This is a genomic window from Afipia sp. OHSU_II-C1, assembly GCF_000497575.1.
Taxonomy (GTDB): domain Bacteria; phylum Pseudomonadota; class Alphaproteobacteria; order Rhizobiales; family Xanthobacteraceae; genus Afipia.
This window is the reverse complement of sequence record NZ_APJI01000013.1, coordinates 36,423-61,253: the sequence shown is the minus strand read 5'-3', so window position 1 is coordinate 61,253 and position 24,831 is coordinate 36,423. Positions and strand designations below refer to the sequence as shown.

The following is a 24,831-nucleotide window of genomic DNA, read 5'->3' as shown; positions in this document are numbered from 1 at the left end:
AGCATCGATGAACGTGATGTCGACAAACTCCTTTGCGAGCACAACCGAGGACGATCTTTGGTACAAGGATGCGATCATCTATCAACTGCATGTCAAAGCCTTCTCCGACAGCAATAACGATGGAATTGGCGACTTTGCCGGCCTGACGGAAAAGCTCGACTATCTGCAGGATTTGGGAGTGACCACGCTCTGGCTTCTTCCGTTCTTTCCATCCCCCGGGCGCGATGACGGGTACGATATTGGCGACTATGGAGCCATCAATCCCGATTTTGGCTCCATGAAAGATTTTCGCCGTTTCATTGCGGAGGCCAAGCGGCGTGGACTTAGGGTTATCATTGAACTCGTTATCAATCACACATCGGACCAGCACAGCTGGTTCAAGCGCGCGCGGCGCAGTCCGCCTGGCTCCAGCGCGCGAAACTGGTACGTGTGGAGCGACACGGATCAAAAATACCAAGGCACGCGGATTATCTTTACCGATACCGAAAAATCAAACTGGACATGGGATCCGGAAGCCGGCGCGTTTTACTGGCATCGCTTTTTCTCTCATCAACCCGATCTGAATTTTGACAACCCTCGCGTCGTCAGCGCTGTGGTGCAGGTCATGAAGCGCTGGCTCGACGCGGGCGTCGACGGTTTTCGGCTTGATGCAATTCCCTATCTTTGTGAACGGGAAGGTACTAACAACGAGAATCTTCCGGAAACTCATCGCGTCATAAAGACTCTGCGAGCTGAACTCGACGCCTATGCGAAGGGCAAGGTTCTGCTTGCGGAAGCCAATCAATGGCCAGAAGACGTCCAACAGTATTTCGGCAGCGGCGAAGAATGTCATATGGCATATCACTTCCCGCTGATGCCGCGCTTCTATATGGCGATCGCCCAGGAAGACCGCTTTCCGGTCACCGATATCCTGCGCCAGACACCGGAGATTCCAGAGAACTGTCAATGGGCGCTCTTCTTGCGCAATCACGACGAGCTTACGCTCGAGATGGTGACGGACGTGGAGCGTGATTACCTCTGGTCCACCTATGCGAACGATCCACGCGCCCGTATCAACGTGGGGATTCGTCGCAGGCTCGCGCCGCTCATGGACAATGACAGGCGTAAGATCGAATTAATGAACTCGCTTCTTCTCTCATTTCCGGGAACCCCGATCATCTATTATGGAGACGAGATCGGGATGGGCGATAACATCTATCTTGGCGACCGTAACGGCGTACGCACGCCAATGCAGTGGACGCCGGATCGCAACGGTGGCTTCTCGCGGACAGATCCAGCTAGACTTTACGCACCAACGATCATGGACGCAATCTACGGCTATGAGTCCGTAAATGTCGAGGCGCAGTCCCGAAGCCTTTCATCCCTGTTAAGCTGGACCAAGCGTCTCATTTCCGTGCGGAAATCAACACTCGCGTTCGGCCGGGGAAGCATGACGTTTATCCGGCCTTCCAACAGGTCTGTCCTTGCATACGTTCGCCAGCATGCCGACGAGGCCATTCTTTGCGTGGCAAACTTGTCCCGCTCGGCGCAGGCGACAGAGCTGGACCTCGCACATTGGAAGGAGCGCGTGCCTCAGGAAATGCTAGGCAGAACGAACTTTCCACCGATCGGCGATCTCCCCTACCTCGTAACCTTGGCGCCGTATGGATTCTACTGGTTCAGACTGAATGAAAAGCCAGCTTCGGCCCCTGAGCAAGCCGTGCCGGTCCCGGAATTTGAAACGCTGGTTGTTCCGTTTGGCTCAACCTGGATGACGCTGGACCGGACGCGCCGAATTTTCGAACGGGATGTGCTTCCCGCTCACCTCGCGCGAACGCGATGGTTTCCGCAACGCTCTGCACGCGAAATATCAGCAAAAGTCATCGCGGCGTTGCCCTTCAGCAATGAAGATGCCTCGCGACCGTGGCTCACCATGTTTGAGTCCGAGCAAGGTGGAGAAATCTCCCGATACGCGATGCCTGTGCGCATTGATTGGGTCCGCTTCGACCGCGAACGATACAACCCGAAGGCTTTGGCCGCAGTCCGACAAGGCTCACGCGAGGGTACCCTCTTCGATATCGCGACAGACAAGGGATTCATCGAGCACATCCTCGAGCTAATCCGGTCGTCAGCGACGGTGGCGAGCGAAAACAGGACGTTGGAATTCCGACCCACCACGCGGCTTGATCTGTTGCAGATATCGCCAATTGAATCGGTTCGTGCGGTTGAAACCGAACAATCCAACACCACCGCACTGGTAGATGAAACCCTTGTTGTGAAGCTTTACCGACGTCTGGAGTCTGGCGAAAATTCAGAAATTGAAATGGGCGTATTCCTGACGGATATCGCCAACTTTCCGAATACACCAGCCGTGCTTGGACACGTCAAACTCGTCGAAGAAGAGAAGCGGAGCGCGCTCGCGATCGTTCACGAATTCGTGCCTAACCAGGGGGACGGATGGTCGCTCAGCGCCGGATATCTCGACCGCTTCGTCGATGAGTTGCGCCTCCTTGATGTCGGCAACCAGAATGGCGAGAGCGAGGAATTGGTCGCCTACACGCGCTATGTATCGCAGATCGGAAAACGGGTCGCAGAAATGCAAATGGCGCTTGCAAGCCGCGATGACATTCCTTCATTCAAGCCAGAGAGGGCTGCTCCAGCAGATATCGACCTCTGGATCACCAATGTCGCGGAGCGCGCCGAGCAGGTCATGGACGGATTGAACCGTTTTCGCGCGGAAACGAGCGACTCCGATCGGCAATTGATCGACGAGCTAGCAGCTCACGGATCGCGTTTGCGGCCTTTCATGAATTCTCTCCTTCGCGATAGCCAGGATGTGCTGAATATCCGGCACCATGGTGATCTGCATTTGGGGCAGCTCCTGGTTGCAAAAGACGATATCTTTATCATCGATTTTGAGGGAGAGCCGCGACGCAGCCTCGCCGAGCGCCGGCGCAAATCCCCTGCCGCGCGGGACGTTGCCGGCCTGATACGGTCAATCGACTATTCCACATCTGCCGCGTTCGAACGGGCCTTGCAGGTTGCACCCGATGACCACGGGCACATTGCAATAGGGCTTGAGCAGTGGCGGACAAACGCAATGGCTGCACTGCTTTCTGCTTACCATGACGGATTAAATGACGAACGCCTGTGGCCGTCCAATCCCGATGCAGCCTCGAGCCTGTTGAATTTCTTCCTGATTGAAAAAGTCTTTTACGAAATCGAGTATGAGCTCGCTTACAGACCGCACTGGTTACCAGTGCCGCTCAAAGGTGCGCTTCGTATCCTTACTAATCCACGCGGTGGCCTTGCATGACCCTATCTGCGGAAGCGTATGCAATTATAGAAGGGCGCCACTCGGATCCCTTCAGGTATCTCGGCGCTCACACTGAGGGTGACAGGAGAATCGTGCGGGCTTTTCTTCCGAACGCTACCCGCGTGGAGGCCGTCTCGGAAAATGGCGATTTTGTCGCTCTCGACAAGATTCACGAAGCCGGACTTTTCACGGGCCCAGCTCCTCGCGGGGCCAAGCATTACAAGCTTCGGGCAAAGTTCAGCGGCGCCAGCAACGCAGTCGAACTTTATGACCCCTACTCATTCCCGGCCATTCTGACCGACTTCGATCTATATCTTCTTGGCGAAGGAACGCATCAGCGGCTTTTCGATAAGCTCGGAGCGCATGTACTCAACCTCGATGGGGTGCAAGGCGTTGCCTTCGTAGTGTTCGCGCCGAGTGCACAACGCGTCAGCGTGGTGGGCGATTTCAATTTCTGGGACTACCGTCGGCACGCCATGCGCGTGCGAGGTACCGGATACTGGGAAATCTTTGTGCCGGGTGCGAAAGCAGGTGAACGGTACAAATTTGATATCGTCGGCCCTCAGGGTCAGGCGATACCCTTGAAGGCAGACCCCCTCGCTTTCGCAAGCGAACTGCGGCCGAGCACAGCGTCCATCATACTTGGCGAGCCGAGTTTTCGGCCCGCCCCCCTGCCGTCAAGCCAAGCGAATGCACTGAATGCGCCGATGTCAATTTATGAGGTCCATCTCGGATCATGGCATCGAACACCGGACAACCGATGGCTAACCTACCGTGAACTGGCCGAGGTTTTGCCTCGTTACGTAAAGGATCTGGGGTTCACGCATATTGAGTTTCTGCCCGTCAGTGAGCACCCGTTCGATGGATCGTGGGGGTATCAACCCACGGGCCTATTCGCGCCAACGAGCCGGTTCGGAAGTCCCGAGGATTTTGCGGCTTTGGTGGAGGCCTGTCACGAGGAAGAACTCGCGGTGCTCCTTGATTGGGTGCCGGGTCATTTTCCAGATGATCCACACGGTCTCGCTCAATTTGATGGAACAGCACTGTACGAGCATGCCAATCCGCTGCAGGGCCGGCATCTCGATTGGGGAACGCTGATTTACAACTACGGCCGGACTGAAGTTGTGAACTTTCTGGTGGCCAACGCTCTGTTCTGGCTTGAGCGATACGGTATCGATGGTCTGCGTGTCGATGCCGTAGCATCAATGCTTTATCTCGATTACAGCCGTCCTGCGGGTGGATGGATTCCAAACAAGTATGGCGGACGCGAAAATGTTGAAGCGATCGAATTTCTCAGGCGCTTCAATAAGGACGTGTTCGCTAAATTTCCGAACGCCACCACGGCCGCGGAGGAATCAACCGCTTGGCCGCAAGTATCTCGGCCTGTCGAACTTGGCGGTTTAGGCTTTGGCTATAAGTGGAATATGGGCTGGATGCACGATACCCTGAACTACATCAGCAAGAACCCTATCCATCGCAAACATCACCACGACCAGATCCGGTTTGGTCTGCATTATGCGTTCTCAGAGAACTTCATCCTTCCGCTTTCTCATGACGAGGTCGTGCATGGCAAAGGATCGATTTTAGCCCGCATGCCCGGAGACGATTGGCAGCGCTTCGCGAATTTGCGGGTCTATTTCTCGTTCATGTTCGCTCACCCTGGGAAAAAGCTGATGTTCATGGGATCTGAATTCGGGCAAGAGCGTGAATGGGACCACGATCATTCACTGGATTGGCATCTGCTAGATCAGCCCCGCCACCGAGGAATCCAGAGCGTTGTTCGCGATCTAAACAGGTTGCACCGCTCGCTGCCCGCCTTGCACGAGCTCGACTGTGATCCCGCCGGGTTCGAATGGGTCATAAACGATGATGCCGACAGCAATGTTTTTGCCTGGATCCGCAAAGGCAACGCTGCGCGAGACAGGTGCCTCATCGTGCTGAATTTCTCACCAAACGTATACAGGACCTATGAAGTGAAGGTCCCCTTCCCCGGAAAGTGGCGGGAAGTGTTCAACTCCGATTCCGTACATTACGGCGGCACGAACGTTGGAAACGTCGGCGAGATTCACACGTCAACAGAACCCATTCCACATCTCAGACTGACGATTCCACCACTCGCAGCGATATATTTGGTACCGAGTCTGTAATGCGCTTATCAACAGGGACCAACAGCCGGCTGGGAGCCACTTGGGACGGGCGAGGGACAAATTTCGCACTGTTCTCAGCGAACGCGCAAAAAGTCGAACTCTGCCTTTTCGATAGCCAAGGAAGGCGTGAAGTAGAGAGGATCGAACTGCCGGAGCGGAACGAAGATGTATGGCACGGCTATCTTAACGACGTCTCACCGGGGCAACTGTACGGCTACCGTGTTTATGGTCCTTATGAGCCGGATCACGGGCATCGCTTCAATCCTCACAAGCTCCTGCTCGATCCTTATGCCAAACGCCTTGCGAACCGTCTTGTCTGGAGTGACGCGCACTTCGGTTACCGAGCCGGCAGTTCGCGAGAGGATCTGTCCTTTGATCGCCGTGATAATGCCCGGGGGATGGTCAAGGCAGTTGTGGTCGACGAGACTTTCAATTGGGGCCGGCGTGAAAACCGCCCCAATGTCGCGTGGCAGGACACCATCATCTACGAGGCGCATGTAAAAGGGCTTACCCAGACCCGGCAGGACATCCCACCAAATCTGCGAGGTTCTTTCCGCGGACTATCGTCACCTGCCATGATCGAGCACCTAAGCCGTCTCGGTGTCACAACAGTCGAACTATTGCCCATACATGGCTTCATCGATGATCGTCATCTCGTGGAGAAGAAACTTTCTAACTACTGGGGTTACAATTCGATCGCGTTCTTCGCGCCCGAGCTGCGGTACGCGCCGGACAATACGCTCGATGTTTTACGAACAACAGTGGCAAGGCTACATGACGCCGGGATCGAAGTCATGCTCGACGTCGTCTATAATCACACCGCCGAAGGCAACCACATGGGGCCGACCTTATCATTTCGCGGTATCGACAACGCGTCCTACTATTGGCTGATGCCCGAAAAGCCGCGCTATTACGACGACTTCACTGGATGTGGAAATTCTCTAAACCTGGCACATCCGCGCGTCCTGCAGCTTGTCATGGATTCCCTGCGGTACTGGGTTGAGGTTTGCCATATCGATGGCTTCCGGTTTGATCTTGCAAGCACACTCGCGCGCGGGGCCAATGGCTTCGACCGCGGAAGTTGCTTTCTCACAGCAGTTCGCCAAGATCCGGTCCTCGCTTCCGTGAAACTAGTAGCAGAACCATGGGACGTTGGTCTCGGGGGCTACCAGGTCGGTGCCTTCCCCTCTCAATGGTCGGAGTGGAATGATCGCTACCGGGCGACACTGCGCCGCTATTGGTCCGGAGAAGGCAATCTGATTGGCGACGTGAGCCGCCGAATGACTGGATCGTCGGACCTATTTAATCACGATGGTCGAACGCCCCGCGCGAGCGTCAATCACGTGACGGTCCACGATGGTTTCACATTGCTGGATTTGTTTAGCTATAACGAAAAGCACAATGACGCCAACGGCGAGGACAATCGCGATGGCTCCAATGACAACAACAGCACAAACTGTGGCCATGAAGGCCCTACGGATGACGCCGAAATAAATTCACTCAGACTTCGGCTTCGAAAAAATCAACTTGCCTGTCTGTTTCTTGCACAGGGCGTGCCGCTGTTGCTCGCCGGTGATGAAGTTGGCAACAGCCAGAATGGCAATAACAATGCGTATTGCCAGGATAACGAGATTGGTTGGGTCAGTTGGGACGGTCTTGGGAATGATAAAAACGATCTCGTTGATTTTGTCGGCAAACTTACGGCACTGCGAAGCCGCTTTCCGCAGATCAAAGCACAGGGATGGGTCGACGGCAGGAGAGCAGATGGATCCTACGGCGTTTTATGGCTGACGCCCCGAGGCGAGGAGATGTCGGAAGACGACTGGAATTTCCCGGAAGGAAGGTTTCTCGCTTATATACTTGGCCCTACGGCGGAAGGGGTTGCCGCGGCTTTCATCGTCCTGAACGCGGCCCCGGAGGCGATCCAGTTTACGCTGCCTCCAATGCCGGAATACAAGCGATGGGAGTGCGTGCTCGATACGGCGGTCGAGGGACCAAAGGATGCAAACTTCCATTCCCCAGGTGAATCCGTGGAGGCGCCGCCCCGCTCGGTACTTGTATTCGCGGGGTCAATATGACCGGGCATCGGTTCAGTGCCGAGCCAAGCGGCGATGGCGTAACATTCAATTTATGGGCGCCAGCGGCCGATACGGTTGACGTCGTCATAAGAGAACGCGCGACTGCAATGGATCGTTCAGATCATGGCTGGTTTCGTCTGCACGTCCAAGAGGCCGGACCTGGCACACTGTATCATTTCCGCATCGACAACGAAGTCGATGTTCCGGATCCTGCGTCCCGTTTCCAGCCGACGGACGTGGCCGGTCCCAGCGAAGTTATCGATCATTGCAGTTACAAGTGGAGATCTCGAGAATGGCGCGGACGGCCCTGGGCGGAGGCTGTTTTTCTGGAGTGCCACGTCGGCACGTTTACTAACCAAGGGACATATCTGGCGATGATCGACAAACTCGATCATTTGGCGGCGACGGGTATAACGGCGCTTGAGTTGATGCCGATCGCGGACTTTCCTGGCAGATGGAATTGGGGTTACGACGGGGTCCTTTGGTATGCACCGGACAGCACCTATGGGCGTCCGGACGATCTGAAGACCCTTATTGACGAAGCGCATCTGCGGGGACTGATGGTGTTTCTGGATGTGGTTTATAACCACTTCGGTCCAGAAGGTAATTATCTGAGCCGATACGCCCCTACATTTTTTTCCAGCTCCCAGACGCCATGGGGAAACGCGATAGATTATCGCCAACGGGAAGTCCGTCAGTTTGCAATTGAAAATGCACTGCATTGGATCAAAGATTATCGCTTTGATGGCCTTCGCCTTGATGCAGTCGACGCGCTCACTGAGCCCGGCGAGCCGCATCTCCTCAACTCGCTGAGCAGCGCGGTTGGCGACTTTGCCAAGATGAATGGGCGGCATGTTCATCTTGTTCTTGAAAACGATGACAACATCGCTGGGCTGCTGAACCCTTCGACCGACCCTCCGCGCGGCCAATACCGCGCGCAATGGAACGATGATTATCACCACGGATGGCACGTTCTGGTGACGGGCGAAACCCACGGATACTACAGTGACTATCTTGAGCCCGAGAAAACCTTGATCCGGAGCCTCGGATCGGGTTTTGCATATCAAGGAGAAGCCTCAGTTCATCGAAACGGTGTTCCACGCGGCGAGTCCAGCGGTCACCTTTCACCGCTCGCTTTTGTAAATTTCCTTCAGAATCACGATCAAATTGGGAATCGCGCATTGGGCGATCGCCTCGGAATGGGGGCCAATCCGCGAACCATTGAGGCCGCGCTTGCAATTACGCTTCTTTGTCCCATGCCACCGCTGATGTTTATGGGCGAGGAATGGGGAGCTACTTCGCCATTTCCGTTCTTTTGCGATTTTTCAGGCCATCTGGCGGACGCTGTTCGAAGAGGACGTCGCGAAGAATTCCAGGCGGCCTATGAGCAATACGGGGATGAGATACCCGACCCGTTGGACGAGATGACATTCAAGTCGGCGCGCCTGGACTGGTCTTTAGCGACAGAGCCCGCTGGGAAAGATCGTTTGCAACTCGTTCGCAGACTTCTAGCCGTGCGCCATGCCGAAGTTATTCCTCATCTTGCCCACTGCCAGTTCGACCATGCAAGTATCAATCAACATTTGCTCGTAGCGCAGTGGAGGCTTGGGGGCGGCAAGCTGCTATGCCTTACCGCTAACCTGTCTGACGAGGTGATCGCGTCTCCTACATCGATAACTGGACGAACGATTTGGGGGAAAATAGAGCAGCGCAGGTTGCTTCCCTGGAATGTCGTCTGGTGGGTGCGAGGCTGACAAAATGGTCCGGCCTATTCCCCTTGCGACGTATCGTCTGCAACTTACCTCGAGGTTCGGCTTCGACGAGGCTGCTGAGGTCGTACCCTATCTGAAGGAGCTCGGCATCACGCATGTTTATGCTTCACCGTTCATGCGGGCACGCAAGGGCAGCACTCACGGATATGACATTATCGATCACAACGTGCTCAACCCCGAGCTTGGCGGCGCTGAGGGATTCGAGCGGTTAAGTGATGCACTAAAGGCGAGCGACCTCGGTCTCATTCTTGATTTTGTTCCAAATCATATGGGTGTTCATTTTGCTGACAATCCATGGTGGCTGGATGTGCTCGAATGGGGCAAGGCATCGCCCTATGCTCCCTTTTTCGATATCGAGTGGGACACCCTCTCCTACCGTGGAAAAGGCGGGATCCTTGTGCCTATCCTGGGAACGTCCTATGGCGAAGCTCTCGAGAGTGGCCAGATCGAGCTTCGTTTTGATCCCGACGGAAGTTTTTCCGCTTGGTACTTCGAGCATCGTCTCCCGATTGCCCCGCAACGATACAGCGAAATCCTGCGGACAATCGTGGCAGCAGCCGGCGTCAACAAAACCGCAACTGGCGACAGGATCCATGAAATTGCGAGTCTGTATGCCGGGCTCCGGCGTCCGGACAGGTCGGAAGCCCCCGTCCTAAAAAGGCAGCTGCTTGAAACTGCGGATATTCGATCCGTTATCGATCGAGGGCTGGATGCTTATCGCGCGGGTGCGCAATCATCCTCTGCCACCCAGGCATTGCACTCCCTGCTTGAGAGACAGCACTACAAACTTGCCCATTGGCGGTTGGCGACCAGTGACATCAACTACCGGCGCTTTTTCGATGTCAACAGTCTCGCCGGGCTTCGCGTGGAGGATAACGCCACCTTCGACAGCATTCATGGTCTGACCAAACGTCTCATTTCCGCCGGTCAATTGCAGGGACTGAGGATTGATCACATTGATGGCCTGCGGGATCCTGCGCAGTACTGCCGACGATTGGCACGCCTGATTGCGCAGGCGCGGGGTCATTCATTTGACCCATTCTATCTGCTGATCGAGAAAATCCTTGTAGAGGATGAGATTCTACCTCCGTTCGAAGGGGTTCACGGTACGACCGGATACGAATGGCTGAACGCCATCACGCAAGTCTTGCTGGACACGCGAGGCCTGGAAACACTCGACGAGGTCTGGCGTCAGGCAAGCAATATCCCTCCGAACCTCGCACCGATCCTCGAAAGCTCGAAACGCCGAGTGCTGGAGACCTTGCTGGCAAGTGAGTTCACCGTTTTGTCACGCCTGCTGGTGCGAATTGCCGGTGGTCATTATTCAACACGAGACTTTTCTGCGGATAGCTTGCGCCAGGCATTCGAATTGTATGTCGTGAACTTTCCAGTTTACCGCACGTACATGACGTCCGCTGGCCCCTCGTCCGCCGACCGCGCGCTGATATCGAAAACAATCGAAAAGGCGCGGGCCCGCTGGTTCAGCGCCGATGAAGGCATTTTCGATTTTTTGCGCGATGTTCTCACAATGGACCTCGCAAAAACCGGACGCCGCGCGCCCGGCAAGCCACGCATTCGCCGCTTTGCGCTCAAGGTGCAGCAGTTCACCGGGCCAATGATGGCCAAATCTCTTGAGGATACGGCTTTCTACAGATTTCACCGTCTTCTTGCTCTTAACGAGGTGGGAGGGAATGCCGGGAGCTCTGGTATGCCAATCGCATCATTTCATTCGCTGATGATCGAAAGGTCAAATTCGTCTCCTCATGGCATGAACACAACCGCCACCCACGACACCAAGCGAGGCGAAGATGCGCGGGCGCGTCTTCTCGCACTGCCGGAGCTTGCGAGCGAATGGGCCGGTCTTGTCGGACGCTGGAAGGAGTTGAATGCCCGCTATATCACTCACCAGGAGGGTTCCCGCAGCCCTTCGGTTGCGTTTGAGTACATGCTTTACCAGGCTTTGATTGGCGCGTGGCCGGAGAAAGTGGATGCGGACTTCACAAAGCGCATGCAGACATACGCCGTGAAAGCGGCCCGTGAAGCCAAACTCGAGACGAGCTGGCTCAATCCAAATGAACCCTATGAGCGGAACCTCGAATCCTTTATTGCGGCAATCCTCGATGCGACTCGCTCCAGCGCCTTTCTCGACTCATTTGAATCGTTCAGTAACAGGGCATCCCTTGTTGGTGCCTTGAACAGCCTTAGCCAGATTACACTCAAGACGATGATGCCGGGCGTACCGGATTTTTATCAGGGCACCGAGCTTTGGGAGACCTCGCTTGTCGATCCCGACAATCGGCGCCACGTCGATTTCAACGCGCGTCGATCCGCCTTGGAAGCGACGCATCTGCCCGACTGGAAAAATCTGACGGCGAACTGGCGAGATGGCCGACTTAAGATGGCATGGACCCGGCAACTTTTAAGGCTGCGCGCCCGCTTGCCCGACCTCTTCACACGGGGGGGCTATATGGCAGTACCGGTCGAGGGCCCCGACAAGGATCACGTTCTCGCGTTTGCGCGCTGTTTGGACGACCATGCGGTGATCGTCGCAGTAGGTCGGAAATTTGCAGGTATCACTGAGCAAGGAACAGTATGGCCGAGGCGTACGTTCGACGCAGCATTAAATCTGAGCGGGTATGAAATTGATTCCTCAATGACCGCACTGGAAAATGGCCGACTGTCGATCTCCGAATTATTTGCCCATTTCCCCGCAGCTACTGTGAACGCAACCGTGCTGCGACCAGGCAATGGACGGAAAAAGGCCGCCCGGGAGCATGGCCGGACGGCCTAGCGGGCGTTGTGCCGATTCGAGATCGGTTCCCTCCTACCGCAGGAGCTAGGCTAGGATTATGAGGCCGTGGCGTGCAACATCCGGCTTACTTACTGCCCGTTTATCAACAGAACGCGGTATTGCTGAGCAGCATTCGACGCTTCACGACGACCTTGGGACGGCAGACAAACCATTCCGGTTCCAGATGCACGGTGTTCGGCCGGCGTGCGCTCCGTGCTGATAGCATGATGCTGGCGCATACCACATCAAGGGACGTCGACTATGAAGCCTCCCCTTCCAATGCGATACTTGCCAAGCACAACTTAATTGCGGGAATCGCCGGAAGAGCGATGTTAACGGGTCCGTTGAAGCCGCAGCATCGTCTTCCCTTTCGAATAACGGGCATATGAATGCATTACAGCGAGCAATTTCCGGAGGATGTCGTAGCAGATATCAAGAGCGCTCTGCTGTCAAAAATTGTTTTGATGGCTGGAAAGGATGCCAATCGAGCGACAAAACGCGACTGGTATCATGCGACTGCTCTCACGCTCCGTGATCGTATTGTTCATTACTGGCTTCAATCCAATCAGGCCTCCCACAGCGGTGGCGAAAAACATGTCTATTATCTCTCGCTCGAATTTTTGATTGGAAGATTGCTCACAGACTCATTAAGCAATTTGGCTCTAACCGCGCCCTTTCGACTAGCGCTGGAAGACTTCGGAATCGACTTCGATGAGTTGCGGGAAATAGAACCTGATGCCGCGCTCGGCAATGGTGGCTTGGGGCGGCTCGCAGCCTGCTTCATGGAGAGCATGGCGACGCTCAGTATTCCCGCTCAGGGTTATGGAATCCGATACGAGCATGGCCTCTTTCGTCAGATCATATCGAAGGGACGGCAGGAGGAATTTCCTGAACAATGGCTGCTCTCCGGCAACCCCTGGGAATTCGAACGGCCTGAATGTACCTACCGGGTGTCCTATGGCGGCCACATCGAGCGCAAAAGCGCAAATGGATTCGGTCAGGTCATCTGGATTCCTGAGGAAACCATCGAAGCTGTTGCTTACGATACACCGATCGTTGGATGGGGAAGCCACCACGTCAATGCGCTGCGTCTTTGGTCGGCGAGAGCCGTAGATCCCTTGAACCTGAACGTTTTCAACAGCGGAGATCATCTCGGAGCGATGTCGGAGATGGCGCGTGCGCAGGCCATCTCCAAATTCCTGTATCCCAGCGATGAGTCGCCCTCAGGCCGCGAGTTGAGACTTCGACAGGAGTATTTCTTCGTCTCGGCGTCGCTTCAAAATATCATTGATTATCAGTTGCAAGGCGACGGCGATCTGAGAAATCTTGCCTCCAATGCAGCTGTACAATTGAACGATACCCATCCCAGTCTCGCAATTCCCGAATTGATGCGGCTTTTGATGGACGACCACAGAATCGGTTGGGACGAAGCCTGGCAGATCACCAACAAGACGATCTCGTATACCAATCATACCCTGCTCCCAGAGGCACTTGAAACCTGGCCAATCGAATTATTTCAGCGGCTGCTACCGCGGCATCTCGATATTATTTACCGCGTCAACGAGGAAAATCTTGCCGCGGCGGAACGCCACGCGCCAGGCGATATTCGGTTTCGGGCCTCAGCGTCCCTGATAGAAGAGACGGGCGGTCGTCGTATCCGCATGGGCCATCTCGCCTTTGTCGGTTCGCATAAGATCAACGGCGTTTCCGCCATGCATAGTGAATTGATGCGTGAGACGGTATTTGCTGATCTCAACAGTCTTTATCCCGGTCGTATCACGAATAAAACCAATGGAATTACGTTCAGGCGCTGGCTCCATCAGTGCAATCCCAGGCTTGTCAGCTTATTGCGTGAGGCCTGCGGCTCGGCCGTTTTGCATGACCCGGCGCATTTGAAGGAGCTAGAGAAACTCGCCGACGACCGGGAGTTTCAGCGCCGTTTTATGGCAGCTAAACTTTCCAACAAGGTCGCACTCGCCGACATCATAGCTAACCGGTTAGGGGAACGCGTTGATCCGTCCGCGATGTTTGACGTGCAGATCAAACGAATCCACGAATACAAACGCCAACTTCTGAACGCCCTTGAAGCGGTCGCACTGTATCTTGCAATCAAGGCAGAGCCTGACCGCGGCTGGACACCACGCGTCAAAATCTTCGCCGGCAAGGCAGCCGCCAGCTATCAGCAAGCAAAACTAGTCATCAAATTCATCAACGACATAGCAGCAACGATTAATAGCGATCATGATGTTCGCGATGTTCTCAAGGTTGTATTTGTTCCAAACTACAATGTTAGCACAGCCGAGATCATTATCCCGGCGAGCGACCTCTCCGAGCAGATTTCGACAGCAGGAATGGAAGCTTCTGGCACCGGCAATATGAAGCTCGCCCTGAACGGCGCGCTAACCATCGGCACGTTTGACGGGGCCAATATTGAAATCGGCGATCACGTTGGCGCCGATAATATCTTCGTCTTTGGCCTCCGTGCGGATCAGGTCGTGCAGCGGCGCGCGCAGGGACTGGATTCGGAACACGAGATCGCCAGGTCAGCTGAACTTCGAGGCGTCATCGACGCAATTGATCGGGGTCTATTTTCGCCAGATGATCCTTCGCGGTTTGCTCCTATTACGCACAGCCTGCGCTATCTCGACCACTACCTCGTGGCAGCGGACTTCGACGATTATTACCGGACCCAGCGCATGGTCGACAACCAATGGCAAACGCCGGGCTGGGCCCGCTCGAGCATTCTTAACGTCTCTCGCATGGCCTGGTTTTCGTCGGACCGCACGATCGCCGAGTACGCTCAGGACATCTGGGATGTGCCTGTAATGCGGTGATGCGTTTAGTTCTGGAACTACAAACCTGCACGGTACGGAACAAACTCAAGTTCGAGTCCGTTAACAGTCGGGACGTTGGGCCGATTACCGTCGAAGGCAGCGCTCGTGAAGCCGAAGGACCCAGACTATTCACCGCTTGAACAGCATTCAGACGGCCTCGATGAGGAGCGAGACTATATACTCAAATGTCCGCGGTGCGGTCACTGGTTTGATTGCCGCGATCCTCTCTCTCTGATCGGGCACATCGGCCCTCTCCCACATAAGAACGAAACCAACTAACGCTGCCGCAAAGCTGCGAGCGAGAACGATCTGAACAGGAGATTCTGCGCTGAATAGTATGACCACAAGGAGTGAGTATGAGAGCGGGCGCGCTCCGCCTGCCTTCCCGTTGCGTAGCCTGCGATCCACTCGCGCGACATAGCCCTGTGGTTCGTTCGTTGGTCTAAAAACGAGCCGACTTGAAAGGTCTGATTTGATGCATCGTTTCACGATCGTTAAGTGCGAAACTGGTTACATCGTGCGAAGCGAAGGCGAAAACATCCTTCAGTGCAAGACAAGAAAAGACGCTCAACGGACCGCCTCAGAAGCCGGCAAACTTATCGCGCGGCCGAAACGCTTACTCAGTGCGTGCCGGGAAGCCACAACCGATCGCAGGTAGGCGTCGGCTGATTAGCCGCAATCGCTCAGCAGTTCGGCAACGGTCGCCAGTTCCATCCTGCGTTCACATCCGTGGATAGCGGCTTCGAGGACGGGAACCGCACATGCACGAACTCGTTTGATCCGCCGAGCATGCACCTTATCGAACTGCTTTTGCCGATTCAGGACAATCACGGGACGCCGTTTCCGCGCGGCCTCTTCCGTGCCGTTCAGGAGCACCTGACCGAAACTTTTGGCGGAGCGACAGCCTTTACCCGCGCTCCCGCCGAGGGAACCACGAGTAGAAACGGGGAAATCGAGGAAGACCAGATTATCGTTTTCGAGGTGATGACGGAGGAACTGGATCGGACTTGGTGGAGGAACTATCGCTGCCAGCTCGAACAGACGTTTAGGCAGCGGCAGATCGTTATCCGGACCCACCACGTGGAAGTGCTCTGACTTCGAAACCCCCTTTCGAGGTCGAGCGGGGAACACGATCAAAGTTAGAGTGTTCTATGCGCACCATGGGAGGATTTTCAAATGAAGCGTCTTGTCGTCGCAATCGCTTGCCTTTGCCTGGCAGCCTCAACAGCTTCCGCACAGTCTGTCGGTGAAAAAACGGGTATAAACTCAACGCTTGGGATCAGCCCTAGCACGCCCGATTTCGTCAAGCAGGTCGCCGTAAGCGACATTTTTGAAATCGCGTCTAGCAAGATGGCGCAGGAAAAGGGCGCCCCTCCGGACAAAACGTTTGCCGCGCAAATGGTGACAGATCATACCAAGACCAGCAACGAGTTGAAGGCTCTCATCAGTTCTGGGAAAGTAGAAGCCCAAATTCCCTCCGGCTTGGATAATCCTCACCAAGCAAAGTTGGATAAGCTTAAGAGCCTGAGTGGGGCGGACTTTTCATCCAGCTTCCGATCAATGCAGGTGGATGCCCACAAGGACGCCGTTGATTTGTTTGAGCGGTATGCCAAGAGCGGAGACAATTCTGATCTGCAGAAATGGGCGCAAAATACGCTCCCCGCTTTAAAGCATCATCTGGAGATGGCGCAGGGTTTGGAGAAGCAGAGCGCGAAGTAAGATCGTGTCACATAACTTTGAATCGGCGGCCCTCATGGCGTTCGGTACGTTCACAGCGTATGCAGCATTGATGAGAGTTCGCCTCCGCACTCCCTTGGAAGCTCTCGCCTATTCCGAGGCATTGCCGGCAATCACACAAGCGCGCCCACACTGGCAGGCAGCAATAACGGCTATGCGTAATGCCGACGACACCGAAGCCCTATTAGACAATGCTCGGGATTCATTTCGTCGGGCGCTGAGCTTGGATGGCCTCTTGGTGGATTGGTCCGAAAAAGGTGATTGGCTTTAGTCACTGCGGCCGCGACACCGAATAGAATGGCACCGGGGGAAGGGCTGAATAGAAGCCTACCGCCTTTGATGGGCCTGTCACATGGGTAGTCTCTGCAGTCGCAGCAGTTCTCACGATAACCGAGTCTTTAGCCGAACTTGGGATTTCTGTGTCACCAAGTTTGTAATGTTAAGACCGCAAGGCCCGCCACAAGCCATATGAAATCAAGGACCAAGCTATGAGGCCCGACACTAAAGAGGCAGTAGGTCGCATTGCAAACAGGAAAACGCATATCCCGAACGCCGCCAACCCTATGCCTGCGATAGCCGCGCCGTTCGAATCGAGAGCAGCTGCAAGTTTACCTCGACGTTCGCCCGTCAATCCCTTCTCGGCTTTCCGGCGTTGCTCATGCCGCTCGACCAATGAGACGCTCGCACAGAAAACTGCAGGGAAAGCAAGGAATAACCCTCCATATTCGGGTCCGAAAACGTCCGCTACAACACCGGCTAACATCGTTGCGATTCCGCCAAGCAGAAAGCGGACCACATATTCATACCAGCGCCCCTCCTTGAGAGCGGCGACTTTGACCCTTTCGATCATAAGCGTACCGGGAAAAGCGTGAGAAGTGACAGGGATATAATGAGCCAAATAGGAAGCGAGATAAGGCTCGCGGACAGAGCGGATAGTCGCGTACGCACCAGCAAATAGCACACCATGGTGCTGTAAAAACTAAGCGCGACACTTCCAAAGATCATCGAGCGGCCTTCGATGGACGCGTAAGCCGGCTCCCTGTTAGCGAACGTAATCGAGAGGGTGACTAGAGCAACAGCCGGTGACGCCGAAAGAAGTCCTGCAAGACTTTTTGGCCGAATAATATCTGCCAACATCGCGAAAACAGACACAACCACGCCGCCGGCGAGAAAACGGACCAGATACTCCACTTTTTCTGCTCCTTTTTTTAAGCTCTTGGGAAACCAGCCGCGTTTATCCGAGTTCCATCAGAAATCGGGAGAACTACCGGGATGGGACTTTTGCAGATAAAGCCCACGGATTTGGACCGAAGCATCGCCGAGTCTGTGGCTAAATATACAAATCCAGACATCGAAGCCGCCGCGCGGTTTTTGACCTGGGGCGCTGATGAACACCTTTTGTTGTTGGCGGCGGGCGTTGCTTGGCTGGCTACAAGGACTTCGACTTCGTTACCCCACCAAAAGCTCGGTTCGCACCTTCTGGTTACCAGCATCGCGGCGTCTATACTTCCCCACGTTCTTAAAGCTGGCATCGATCAGAAACGGCCTGATCGCGAATCCTCTGAAGCACACAGACATGGTGTTCACTTTTCCGGGCGAGCGAATGATGCTTTTCCCTCGGGACACGCGATCCATATGGGAGCGGCTGCGGGCGCGGCAACCCTGCTTCCTCCAAGGAAGCGTGACGCGGTGTGGCTCGTCGCGGGTCTTCTCTCGGCAACACGCATCGCGATTCTCGCTCACTGGGCATCAGATGTTGTGGTCGGCTTCGCCGTCGGAGCGGGAGTGGAACGCCTGATTCGCAGAATGACGAAGCCGATGCGTTTAAGCGTCGAAGGCGAGCAGGATGGGAAAGCTGCGGGATAAAATCACTGAGCAAAGCATTCACCTTTGCATCGACATGCAGCGAATGTTCGGGGCAGATGGTCCTTGGGCCGCGCCTTGGGTCGAGCGCATTCTGACGCCCGTTTCTCGAGTGGCGTCGCATTCGCCAAGACGAACCGTCTTTACGCGGTTTATTCCAGCCAGGTCCGCGGAAGAAGCGCCTGGTATGTGGGCGAGATATTACAGAAAATGGGAAGCGGTCACGCTTGAGCGACTAAACCCGGAAATGCTGGAACTTATCCCTCCGCTACAGAGGCTCACGCCGCCGGCGGAAAAATTCGACCGAACCACCTACTCGGCATTTACTGATGGACGGCTCCACAATTGGCTTAGAGGGCGCGGGGTTACCGCCCTCATCATCTCGGGCGCAGAGACCGACGTTTGCGTGCTGGCAACCGTCCTCGCTGCAGTTGATCTAGGGTATCGGACGATCGTGGTACGCGATGCCTTGGCAAGTTCAGCCGACCAAACTCATGACTCGCTGCTCTCTCTTTACGATAGTCGCTTCGACATCCAGATCGAACTTACTGAAGTGGCGGAACTTAGGGAACCCTGGCACCCGCCCGATTAGCCGCCGCAATTGCTTCGATTTCTAACGCTGACCGACGGTCGCCGCGCAAGTCGAGCGGCTTCCAGCGGTCTCGGGGCGTTGAAAAGACGCTCAGAAGTCCAGCGCATCACCTCTTCGTGTTAGCCGATCGGGACGATCGACTGCGGTGTACGCTTCGAGGCGCATCTCTCGTTCTGCGAGGCGCGCGGTGCCACCCGTTCATGTCCTCAAAGGAATAGGCATAGGTGGGACACCCGTTACGAACAGAGTGCCAGTGATAGATTCGATACCCGCTGTAAAGCTTCCGCAGAAACGGCTGGGCGTTTTGCCGCTGCAGCTCACATAGAATTGCAGGCTCTTTCAAAAAACCTGATCGGTAGCAGCTGGCGTCAGCCCGCAAAGGGCCTGCTGATGCATTCCATAAACGCTCATCACGCGAAGAACTATCAAACGCGACTGATAAGCTTTTGCGTCTTCCCTTATCAGTCAGCCCACTGACTCCATTTTTCACCTTTCCTCATCAGTTTGCGAACTCACTCTATTTTCAGTTTCTTTGCGAGTCAGATGCTTTCTTCCATTTTTCGTCTGTCCCTATCAATAGTCTACAGACACACTCTCATATCAACCAAAGCCTCGCACATTGTTGATCGTTAAAAGGGCAAGCGCGTCTAGGTGTTACAAAGTCTAAACGATCAATCGTAGGCATCCATACCTTTGCGCAGTGTCTCCCACTGTGACTCATCATGGCTGCAAATGATTGTGGCACCATCTTTCTCGATCCGGCGTATCTCTTCGAATGACTTCAGGAACTGCTCGGGATTATGCGTGTTCTTTGGCACGATGTTCCTATCGAGGTTGGTCCGAATACTGAGGGCGTCGGATGCCAGTAGGAATTTGCCGTCTCGATCAAGCCTGATGAGTGCTCCGATGGTTCCGGGTGTGTGACCATGCAGGGGAACCAGGACAACTTTTCCGTCGCCAAACAGATCGAGTTGCCCATCGATTGTCTTCATTGGCATGGGGTGATCCCAGTCCGCCACGAAGTATCCGCTCTTGGCAGCGTCCGATGCCTTGGCGGCTTCGAGTTCGCGGGCATGCACGACAATCGTGGACTTCCTAAAGAACTCGTTGCAGCCGCAATGGTCGGTATGCAGATGCGAGCAGACCACAACGTCGACTCATCCGGGCCGAGGCCCACCGCCTTCAGGCTCGTGATCACGTTGTCGCCCGGCGGCATAACCGGTGTCATGAACTTCGCAGCGGCGCCCCAGCGTGCCTCGGGATTTTCCGCAATTGAGGGATGACATCCGGTGTCGAACAGAACATTGCCCTGGCCGTGCCGGATCAGCGCGCAGGAGACGGGCAGATCAATCATCGCGGCCCGATCGGCATCTGGGAAATAGATGCTCTTCCTCATCCGGAGCCTTCCGCCCGACAGCATATGCATCCTCATGGCTCTACCTCACTTCCCGCAGAACACCGGCGGCCGCTTCTCGGCAAACGCACGCCGTCCTTCCTCATAGTCTTCACTGGCAGACGCATGATCAATGAAGGCATCCGCATCTTTCAGATCGAGCGCGCCCGGGCCCATCGAGAGTTCCGTCAGAATCTTCTTGGCGCCTTCCACCGATAGCGGGGCCAGTCTGGCAACGTCTGCTGCAAAAGCCATCGCATCCGACATCGGATTCTCGCAGACACGGTCGATCAATCCCATTCGCGCCGCATCGATCGCGCTATATCGGTCCGCCGAATACAGGATACGTTTGGCATTCGTGAGTCCGACCAGCGCCAGAAGGCGCTGCGTGCTGCGGACGCCATAAACAATCGAGAGCTTGGCTGCGGGAATGCCGATTGATGTGCGGGTATGTGCATAACGGAAATCGCATGACATGGACAGATGACAGCCGCCACCGAGACAGTATCCCTCCAGCACGGCGATCACAGGCTGGCGCACCGACGCGATTGCATCGGACGATGCATCGACGGCCACTTCGTAATCCTTGCTCTCCGCGGTATTGGACCGGGCCTTCGCGAATTCCGACAAGTCCGCGCCGACGCTGAAATTGCCCCCAGCCCCGGTGAGGATAATGGCCCGCACATTGGCGTCCCGACCAAGCCGTTTAAATAACGACGCGATGTCATGCCACATCGACAGCTTCATCGCATTGCGGACGTCAGGACGGTTCAGCGTTACAACCGCTACCTTGTCCTGAATGGTCACCTTAACGTCTGACAATCTGTCGACCTCGCAAGTTTCACTGATAGACCGCCTTTAACCGGCCTGAAAGACGACATTTGACCGGCACAGTTCATCGACCGCGTCCGAAGGAATTCCCCAATCAGCCAGGATCTGACGGCTATGTTGGCCGAGCTCCGCGGGCGCTATCGATGCAGCAGCCTTCGTGAGGCTAAACCGCGGATTAGGACCGGGCTGATTGACTCCGTTCATGTCGACATAGGTCTGTCGGGCCTTGAGGTGCGGATGACTGCTCGCCTCGTCCATCGTCAGGACCGGAGCAAAGCAGGTGTCGGTGCCCTCAAGCAAATCACACCATTCATCCCGCGATCGCGTCAAGAAGCACTTCCTGAACTGCTCTCTCTGATAGGCCCATTTCGAGCGGTCCGTATGCGGCCGCATCTCGTGGTCACCTGCGATACCAAGCTTGGACAACAACAACTCATAAAACTTGTCTTCCATAGCCCCGATCGAAACGTACTTTCGATCCGATGTCTCGTAAGCCGCGTAGTAGGGCGCGCCGCCGTCGACGATGTTGTTGCCGCGCTCGGACGACCAAATGCCGCCACGCCGAAAGCCGACAACCATGGTCAGCAATGCTGCTGCGCCATCGACCATCGCTGCGTCCACTACCTGCCCTTGCCCGGTTCGCTGCGCATACAGGAGAGCGCTTACAACACCAAAGGCGCAATAGACCGCCCCGCCACCGAAATCCCCCACAAGGTTAAGCGGCGGAACCGGCGGCCCGTTTGACGAACCAATCGCGTGAAGCACGCCTGACAAAGCGATATAGTTGATGTCGTGCCCCGCCATCTGCGCGTAGGGCCCATCCTGCCCCCACCCCGTCAACCGTGCATAGACCAGTTTGGGATTCCGCTTCAGGCAAATATCGGGACCAAGTCCCATTCGCTCGACAACACCGGGCCGAAAACTCTCGATGACAGCATCGGCCTGATCGATCATATGAAGCGCGGTGTTGCGGCCCGCTTCGGTTTTCAGATCAATCGCAAGCGAGCGCCGTCCTCGCAGGATCAGGTCGAACTTGGGATCTATGGGAACTCCGAGGCCGGATGCGACCGGTCGATCCACGCGAACGACTTCGGCGCCGAGATCGGCCAGCATCATCGCGCAGTGAGGACCTGCGCCGATACCCGCAAGCTCGACGATTTTTAATCCCGAGAGTGGACCCATGATAAATTCCAGATTTTGATACTTGAACCGCTATCGGTGCGATGACAGCTCGCGCAGCTCGCGGCGAAGAATTTTTCCCGTCGGCCCTTTTGGGAGTTCATCGATAAACTCGATCTCGCTGGGCACCTTGTAGTCAGCCAGCTTGGTCTTACAGTAATCGATCAATTCCTTGATGCCGATAGCGTCGTTTTTTCTCACCACGTAGGCTTTTACAATCTCTCCAAACACCTCATCGGGCTTGCCGATCACAGCACACTCTGCCACGTCGTCGTGTGTGTAGAGAGCTTCTTCAACATCGACCGGATAGACATTCGCACCGCCTCGGATGATCAGATCCTTCTTGCGCCCCACGATATACAGAAAGCCGTTCTTGTCGGCCATTCCGAGGTCGCCACTGCGAATCCAGCCATCGATCATGGTTTCGGCAGTCGCGGCCGGATTTTTGTAGTACTCCGTCATGATCAGCGGCCCCGTCAGCATCACTTCGCCGACAGTTCCGACAGCGCACTCCTTCAGATCATCATCGACAATCTTGAATGCGCAGCCTGGCAAAGCTCGGCCGCACGAATCCGGGTGCCCTGCGGATTCACGTTTGGGATCGAATGTTGTGACGGGCGTACATTCCGTCATGCCCCACAGATCGAAGATATTGAAGCCGAGGTTCGCCTTGCCACGCTTGACCAGGGCATCAGGCAGACTTGCGCCACCCGAGAAGGCAACACGAATGGACGACAGATCGCACTTACCGCCCGTCTCCGCATAATTTATGAGCATGACATACATTGTCGGAACGCCCATCATGATTGTGACCTGATGTCGGCGAATAGCATCGGCAGCAAGCTGCGGATGGAATCGTGCCTGAAGAACGACGCTTGCACCTCCCGAGATCGATGCCATTGCGTTGATAATCAGTGGATATATGAAAGCCAGCGAACCCATAACGATCGAGCGATCCGCTGGCGTTATGTCAACATGCTTTGCAACCATGCGCGCGGCGAATATCTCGGCGCTATGACTTAGCAAGACGCCCTTGGGAACACCGGTGGTTCCTGACGTATAGAAAATGAGTGCAGGAGCATTATCGGGCAAATTCGCCACGAAAGCATCGGGAGCAGAGCCAGCTACGACCTTCTGCCAGTCGTTATCCCCGCCGCCTCCCCTAACGATCGCTTCGAACTCTGTTTTCGCTTCTGAAAAATGCCCGACCAGATCCGCGTCCAGAATTGCAAGCTTCGGCTCGCAGTGGTTCGCGATGTTGCACATCTCGGGTGGACGCAGGCCCGGATTGGTCGGCACACAAATCGCCCCTGCACCGAGAACGGCAAGAATGCTGACCATCCATTCGGTGCAGTTGTTCATGGCAAGAACAACGCGGTCGCCGTTGCCGATTCCTCTAGATCGCAGCGCCCCCGTCAGACGCTGAACCTGATTGGCGAGGTCGCCAAAAGCGATCGGCTGATCGTCAACGATAAGAATCGGTTTATCCTTGAACGAGGGACGACTGTTCCAAACTATCTCCGCGATATTCATCGAACTGCGACCTTTTCAACCGTGCATCGTCAAACCGCCGGACACGCTGATAACCTGCCCTGTGATGAATGATGCATCGTCGCTAAGCAGAAACGCTACGATCCCGGGGATGTCGTCCGGCTGACCCAGACGCTTGAGCGGTATAGCTCGCTTCATCGCATCATGCACCTTTTGCCCGCCAGGCCCCTGGTTCAAGAAATCCTGCAGCATTGGCGTGTCTGTCGGTCCAGGGCAAACCGCATTCAAAAGAATGCTCCGCCGGGCAAGTTCGCGCGCGAGGGTTTTGGTCAACGCAATGACACCGCCCTTGCAGGCGGAATAGACCGCCTGTCCTGACGAACCCACCCTGCCGGCGTCGGAAGCAATGGTAACCACCCGTCCCCCGTCACGCTGTGCCATTCTCGTCAGAACAGCGTGAAACATATTCACGGGACCATTCAGATTGATTGAGATCACTTTCTGACGCAACGCCTCATCGGTATCGAGAAAGTTCGAGAACTTGTCCCATCCGGCGTTGTTCACCAACAGGTTAGTCGACCCTATTGCTTTCTCGGCCGCATCAACTGCTTTGCACACGGCGGAATAGTCGCTGATATCGACGGCTATATGAAACACCTTTGCTGCGCCGCCGATATCGGCGGCAAGAGACTCAAGCCCGGCCTTATCGATGTCGAGCATTGCAATGCTGCAACCTTCATCGACAAGGCGCCGGCAGATTTGCCGCCCCATTCCACCCGCAGCACCGGTGACCAACGCGACCTTTCCGTTCAAACCCTTCATTGGTCG

Annotated in this window: 17 protein-coding genes; 9 read left to right on the top strand and 8 right to left on the bottom strand. The window is 55.4% G+C overall.

The window, feature by feature from the left end; all coding sequences use genetic code 11:
* The first annotated feature begins 7 nt into the window (after positions 1-7).
* From treS to I554_RS0113370, 6 genes are all read left to right on the top strand, one after another.
* Complete coding sequence (treS, locus tag I554_RS0113395; RefSeq protein WP_024576566.1) at positions 8-3,295, top strand: maltose alpha-D-glucosyltransferase; 3,288 nt, start codon at positions 8-10, stop codon at positions 3,293-3,295.
* Positions 3,292-5,442, top strand: coding sequence for a 1,4-alpha-glucan branching protein GlgB (glgB, locus tag I554_RS0113390; protein ID WP_024576567.1), 2,151 nt, complete (start codon positions 3,292-3,294; stop codon positions 5,440-5,442). The genes treS and glgB overlap by 4 nt, the downstream gene beginning before the upstream one ends.
* Complete coding sequence (gene glgX / locus I554_RS0113385) at positions 5,442-7,520, top strand: glycogen debranching protein GlgX (protein ID WP_024576568.1); 2,079 nt, start codon at positions 5,442-5,444, stop codon at positions 7,518-7,520. Before glgB ends, glgX begins: the two co-directional genes overlap by 1 nt.
* On the top strand, positions 7,517-9,274 hold the full coding sequence (gene treZ / locus I554_RS0113380) for a malto-oligosyltrehalose trehalohydrolase (RefSeq protein ID WP_024576569.1): 1,758 nt from the start codon (positions 7,517-7,519) through the stop codon (positions 9,272-9,274). Before glgX ends, treZ begins: the two co-directional genes overlap by 4 nt.
* Before the next feature lie 4 nt (positions 9,275-9,278).
* Positions 9,279-12,083 (top strand): malto-oligosyltrehalose synthase, encoded by a 2,805-nt coding sequence (treY, locus tag I554_RS0113375; RefSeq protein ID WP_024576570.1) that lies wholly within the window; start codon positions 9,279-9,281, stop codon positions 12,081-12,083.
* A 389-nt stretch (positions 12,084-12,472) separates the two neighbouring features.
* Positions 12,473-14,917, top strand: a complete 2,445-nt coding sequence (locus I554_RS0113370; RefSeq protein WP_024576571.1) for a glycogen/starch/alpha-glucan phosphorylase — start codon at positions 12,473-12,475, stop codon at positions 14,915-14,917.
* A 669-nt stretch (positions 14,918-15,586) separates the two neighbouring features.
* Here I554_RS0113370 and I554_RS27295 read toward each other — a convergent pair.
* The gene (locus I554_RS27295; protein WP_192817737.1) at positions 15,587-15,997 is read right to left on the bottom strand and encodes a hypothetical protein; all 411 of its coding nucleotides are present in this window, start codon (positions 15,995-15,997) and stop codon (positions 15,587-15,589) included.
* Positions 15,998-16,093: 96 nt separating this feature from the next.
* Here I554_RS27295 and I554_RS0113355 point away from each other — a divergent pair, with 96 nt between their 5' ends.
* Positions 16,094-16,636, top strand: a complete 543-nt coding sequence (locus I554_RS0113355; protein ID WP_024576573.1) for a DUF4142 domain-containing protein — start codon at positions 16,094-16,096, stop codon at positions 16,634-16,636.
* A 457-nt stretch (positions 16,637-17,093) separates the two neighbouring features.
* Here the strand turns inward: I554_RS0113355 and I554_RS0113345 are convergent, their stop codons facing one another.
* Together I554_RS0113345 and I554_RS0113340 are read right to left on the bottom strand one after the other, a co-directional pair.
* On the bottom strand, positions 17,094-17,504 hold the full coding sequence (locus I554_RS0113345) for a DUF3147 family protein (RefSeq protein WP_024576575.1): 411 nt from the start codon (positions 17,502-17,504) through the stop codon (positions 17,094-17,096).
* Positions 17,501-17,845 carry a DUF3147 family protein gene (locus I554_RS0113340; RefSeq protein WP_024576576.1) on the bottom strand — a complete coding sequence of 115 codons (345 nt, stop codon included), beginning with the start codon at positions 17,843-17,845 and terminating at the stop codon, positions 17,501-17,503. Before I554_RS0113340 ends, I554_RS0113345 begins: the two co-directional genes overlap by 4 nt.
* Before the next feature lie 81 nt (positions 17,846-17,926).
* Here I554_RS0113340 and I554_RS0113335 point away from each other — a divergent pair, with 81 nt between their 5' ends.
* Together I554_RS0113335 and I554_RS0113330 are read left to right on the top strand one after the other, a co-directional pair.
* Entirely contained in the window at positions 17,927-18,520 is a 594-nt protein-coding gene (locus I554_RS0113335; protein WP_024576577.1) for a phosphatase PAP2 family protein, read from the top strand.
* Positions 18,501-19,109 (top strand): isochorismatase family cysteine hydrolase, encoded by a 609-nt coding sequence (locus tag I554_RS0113330; protein ID WP_024576578.1) that lies wholly within the window; start codon positions 18,501-18,503, stop codon positions 19,107-19,109. The genes I554_RS0113335 and I554_RS0113330 overlap by 20 nt, the downstream gene beginning before the upstream one ends.
* A 671-nt stretch (positions 19,110-19,780) precedes the next feature.
* Here I554_RS0113330 and I554_RS27590 read toward each other — a convergent pair.
* The 5 genes from I554_RS27590 to I554_RS0113305 all read right to left on the bottom strand — a co-directional run bounded on the left by I554_RS27590 (position 19,781) and on the right by I554_RS0113305 (position 24,825).
* Positions 19,781-20,257, bottom strand: a complete 477-nt coding sequence (locus I554_RS27590) for an MBL fold metallo-hydrolase (protein ID WP_244432749.1) — start codon at positions 20,255-20,257, stop codon at positions 19,781-19,783.
* 293 nt (positions 20,258-20,550) lie between these two features.
* Positions 20,551-21,324: an enoyl-CoA hydratase-related protein gene (locus I554_RS0113320; RefSeq protein WP_024576579.1), complete on the bottom strand. Its 774-nt coding sequence runs from the start codon at positions 21,322-21,324 to the stop codon at positions 20,551-20,553.
* Positions 21,325-21,360: 36 nt separating this feature from the next.
* The gene (locus I554_RS0113315) at positions 21,361-22,446 is read right to left on the bottom strand and encodes a CaiB/BaiF CoA-transferase family protein (RefSeq protein ID WP_244432762.1); all 1,086 of its coding nucleotides are present in this window, start codon (positions 22,444-22,446) and stop codon (positions 21,361-21,363) included.
* Between the two features lie 99 nt (positions 22,447-22,545).
* The gene (locus I554_RS0113310) at positions 22,546-24,045 is read right to left on the bottom strand and encodes an AMP-binding protein (RefSeq protein ID WP_024576581.1); all 1,500 of its coding nucleotides are present in this window, start codon (positions 24,043-24,045) and stop codon (positions 22,546-22,548) included.
* 15 nt (positions 24,046-24,060) lie between these two features.
* Positions 24,061-24,825: a glucose 1-dehydrogenase gene (locus I554_RS0113305; RefSeq protein ID WP_024576582.1), complete on the bottom strand. Its 765-nt coding sequence runs from the start codon at positions 24,823-24,825 to the stop codon at positions 24,061-24,063.
* Between the last annotated feature and the right edge of the window lie 6 nt (positions 24,826-24,831).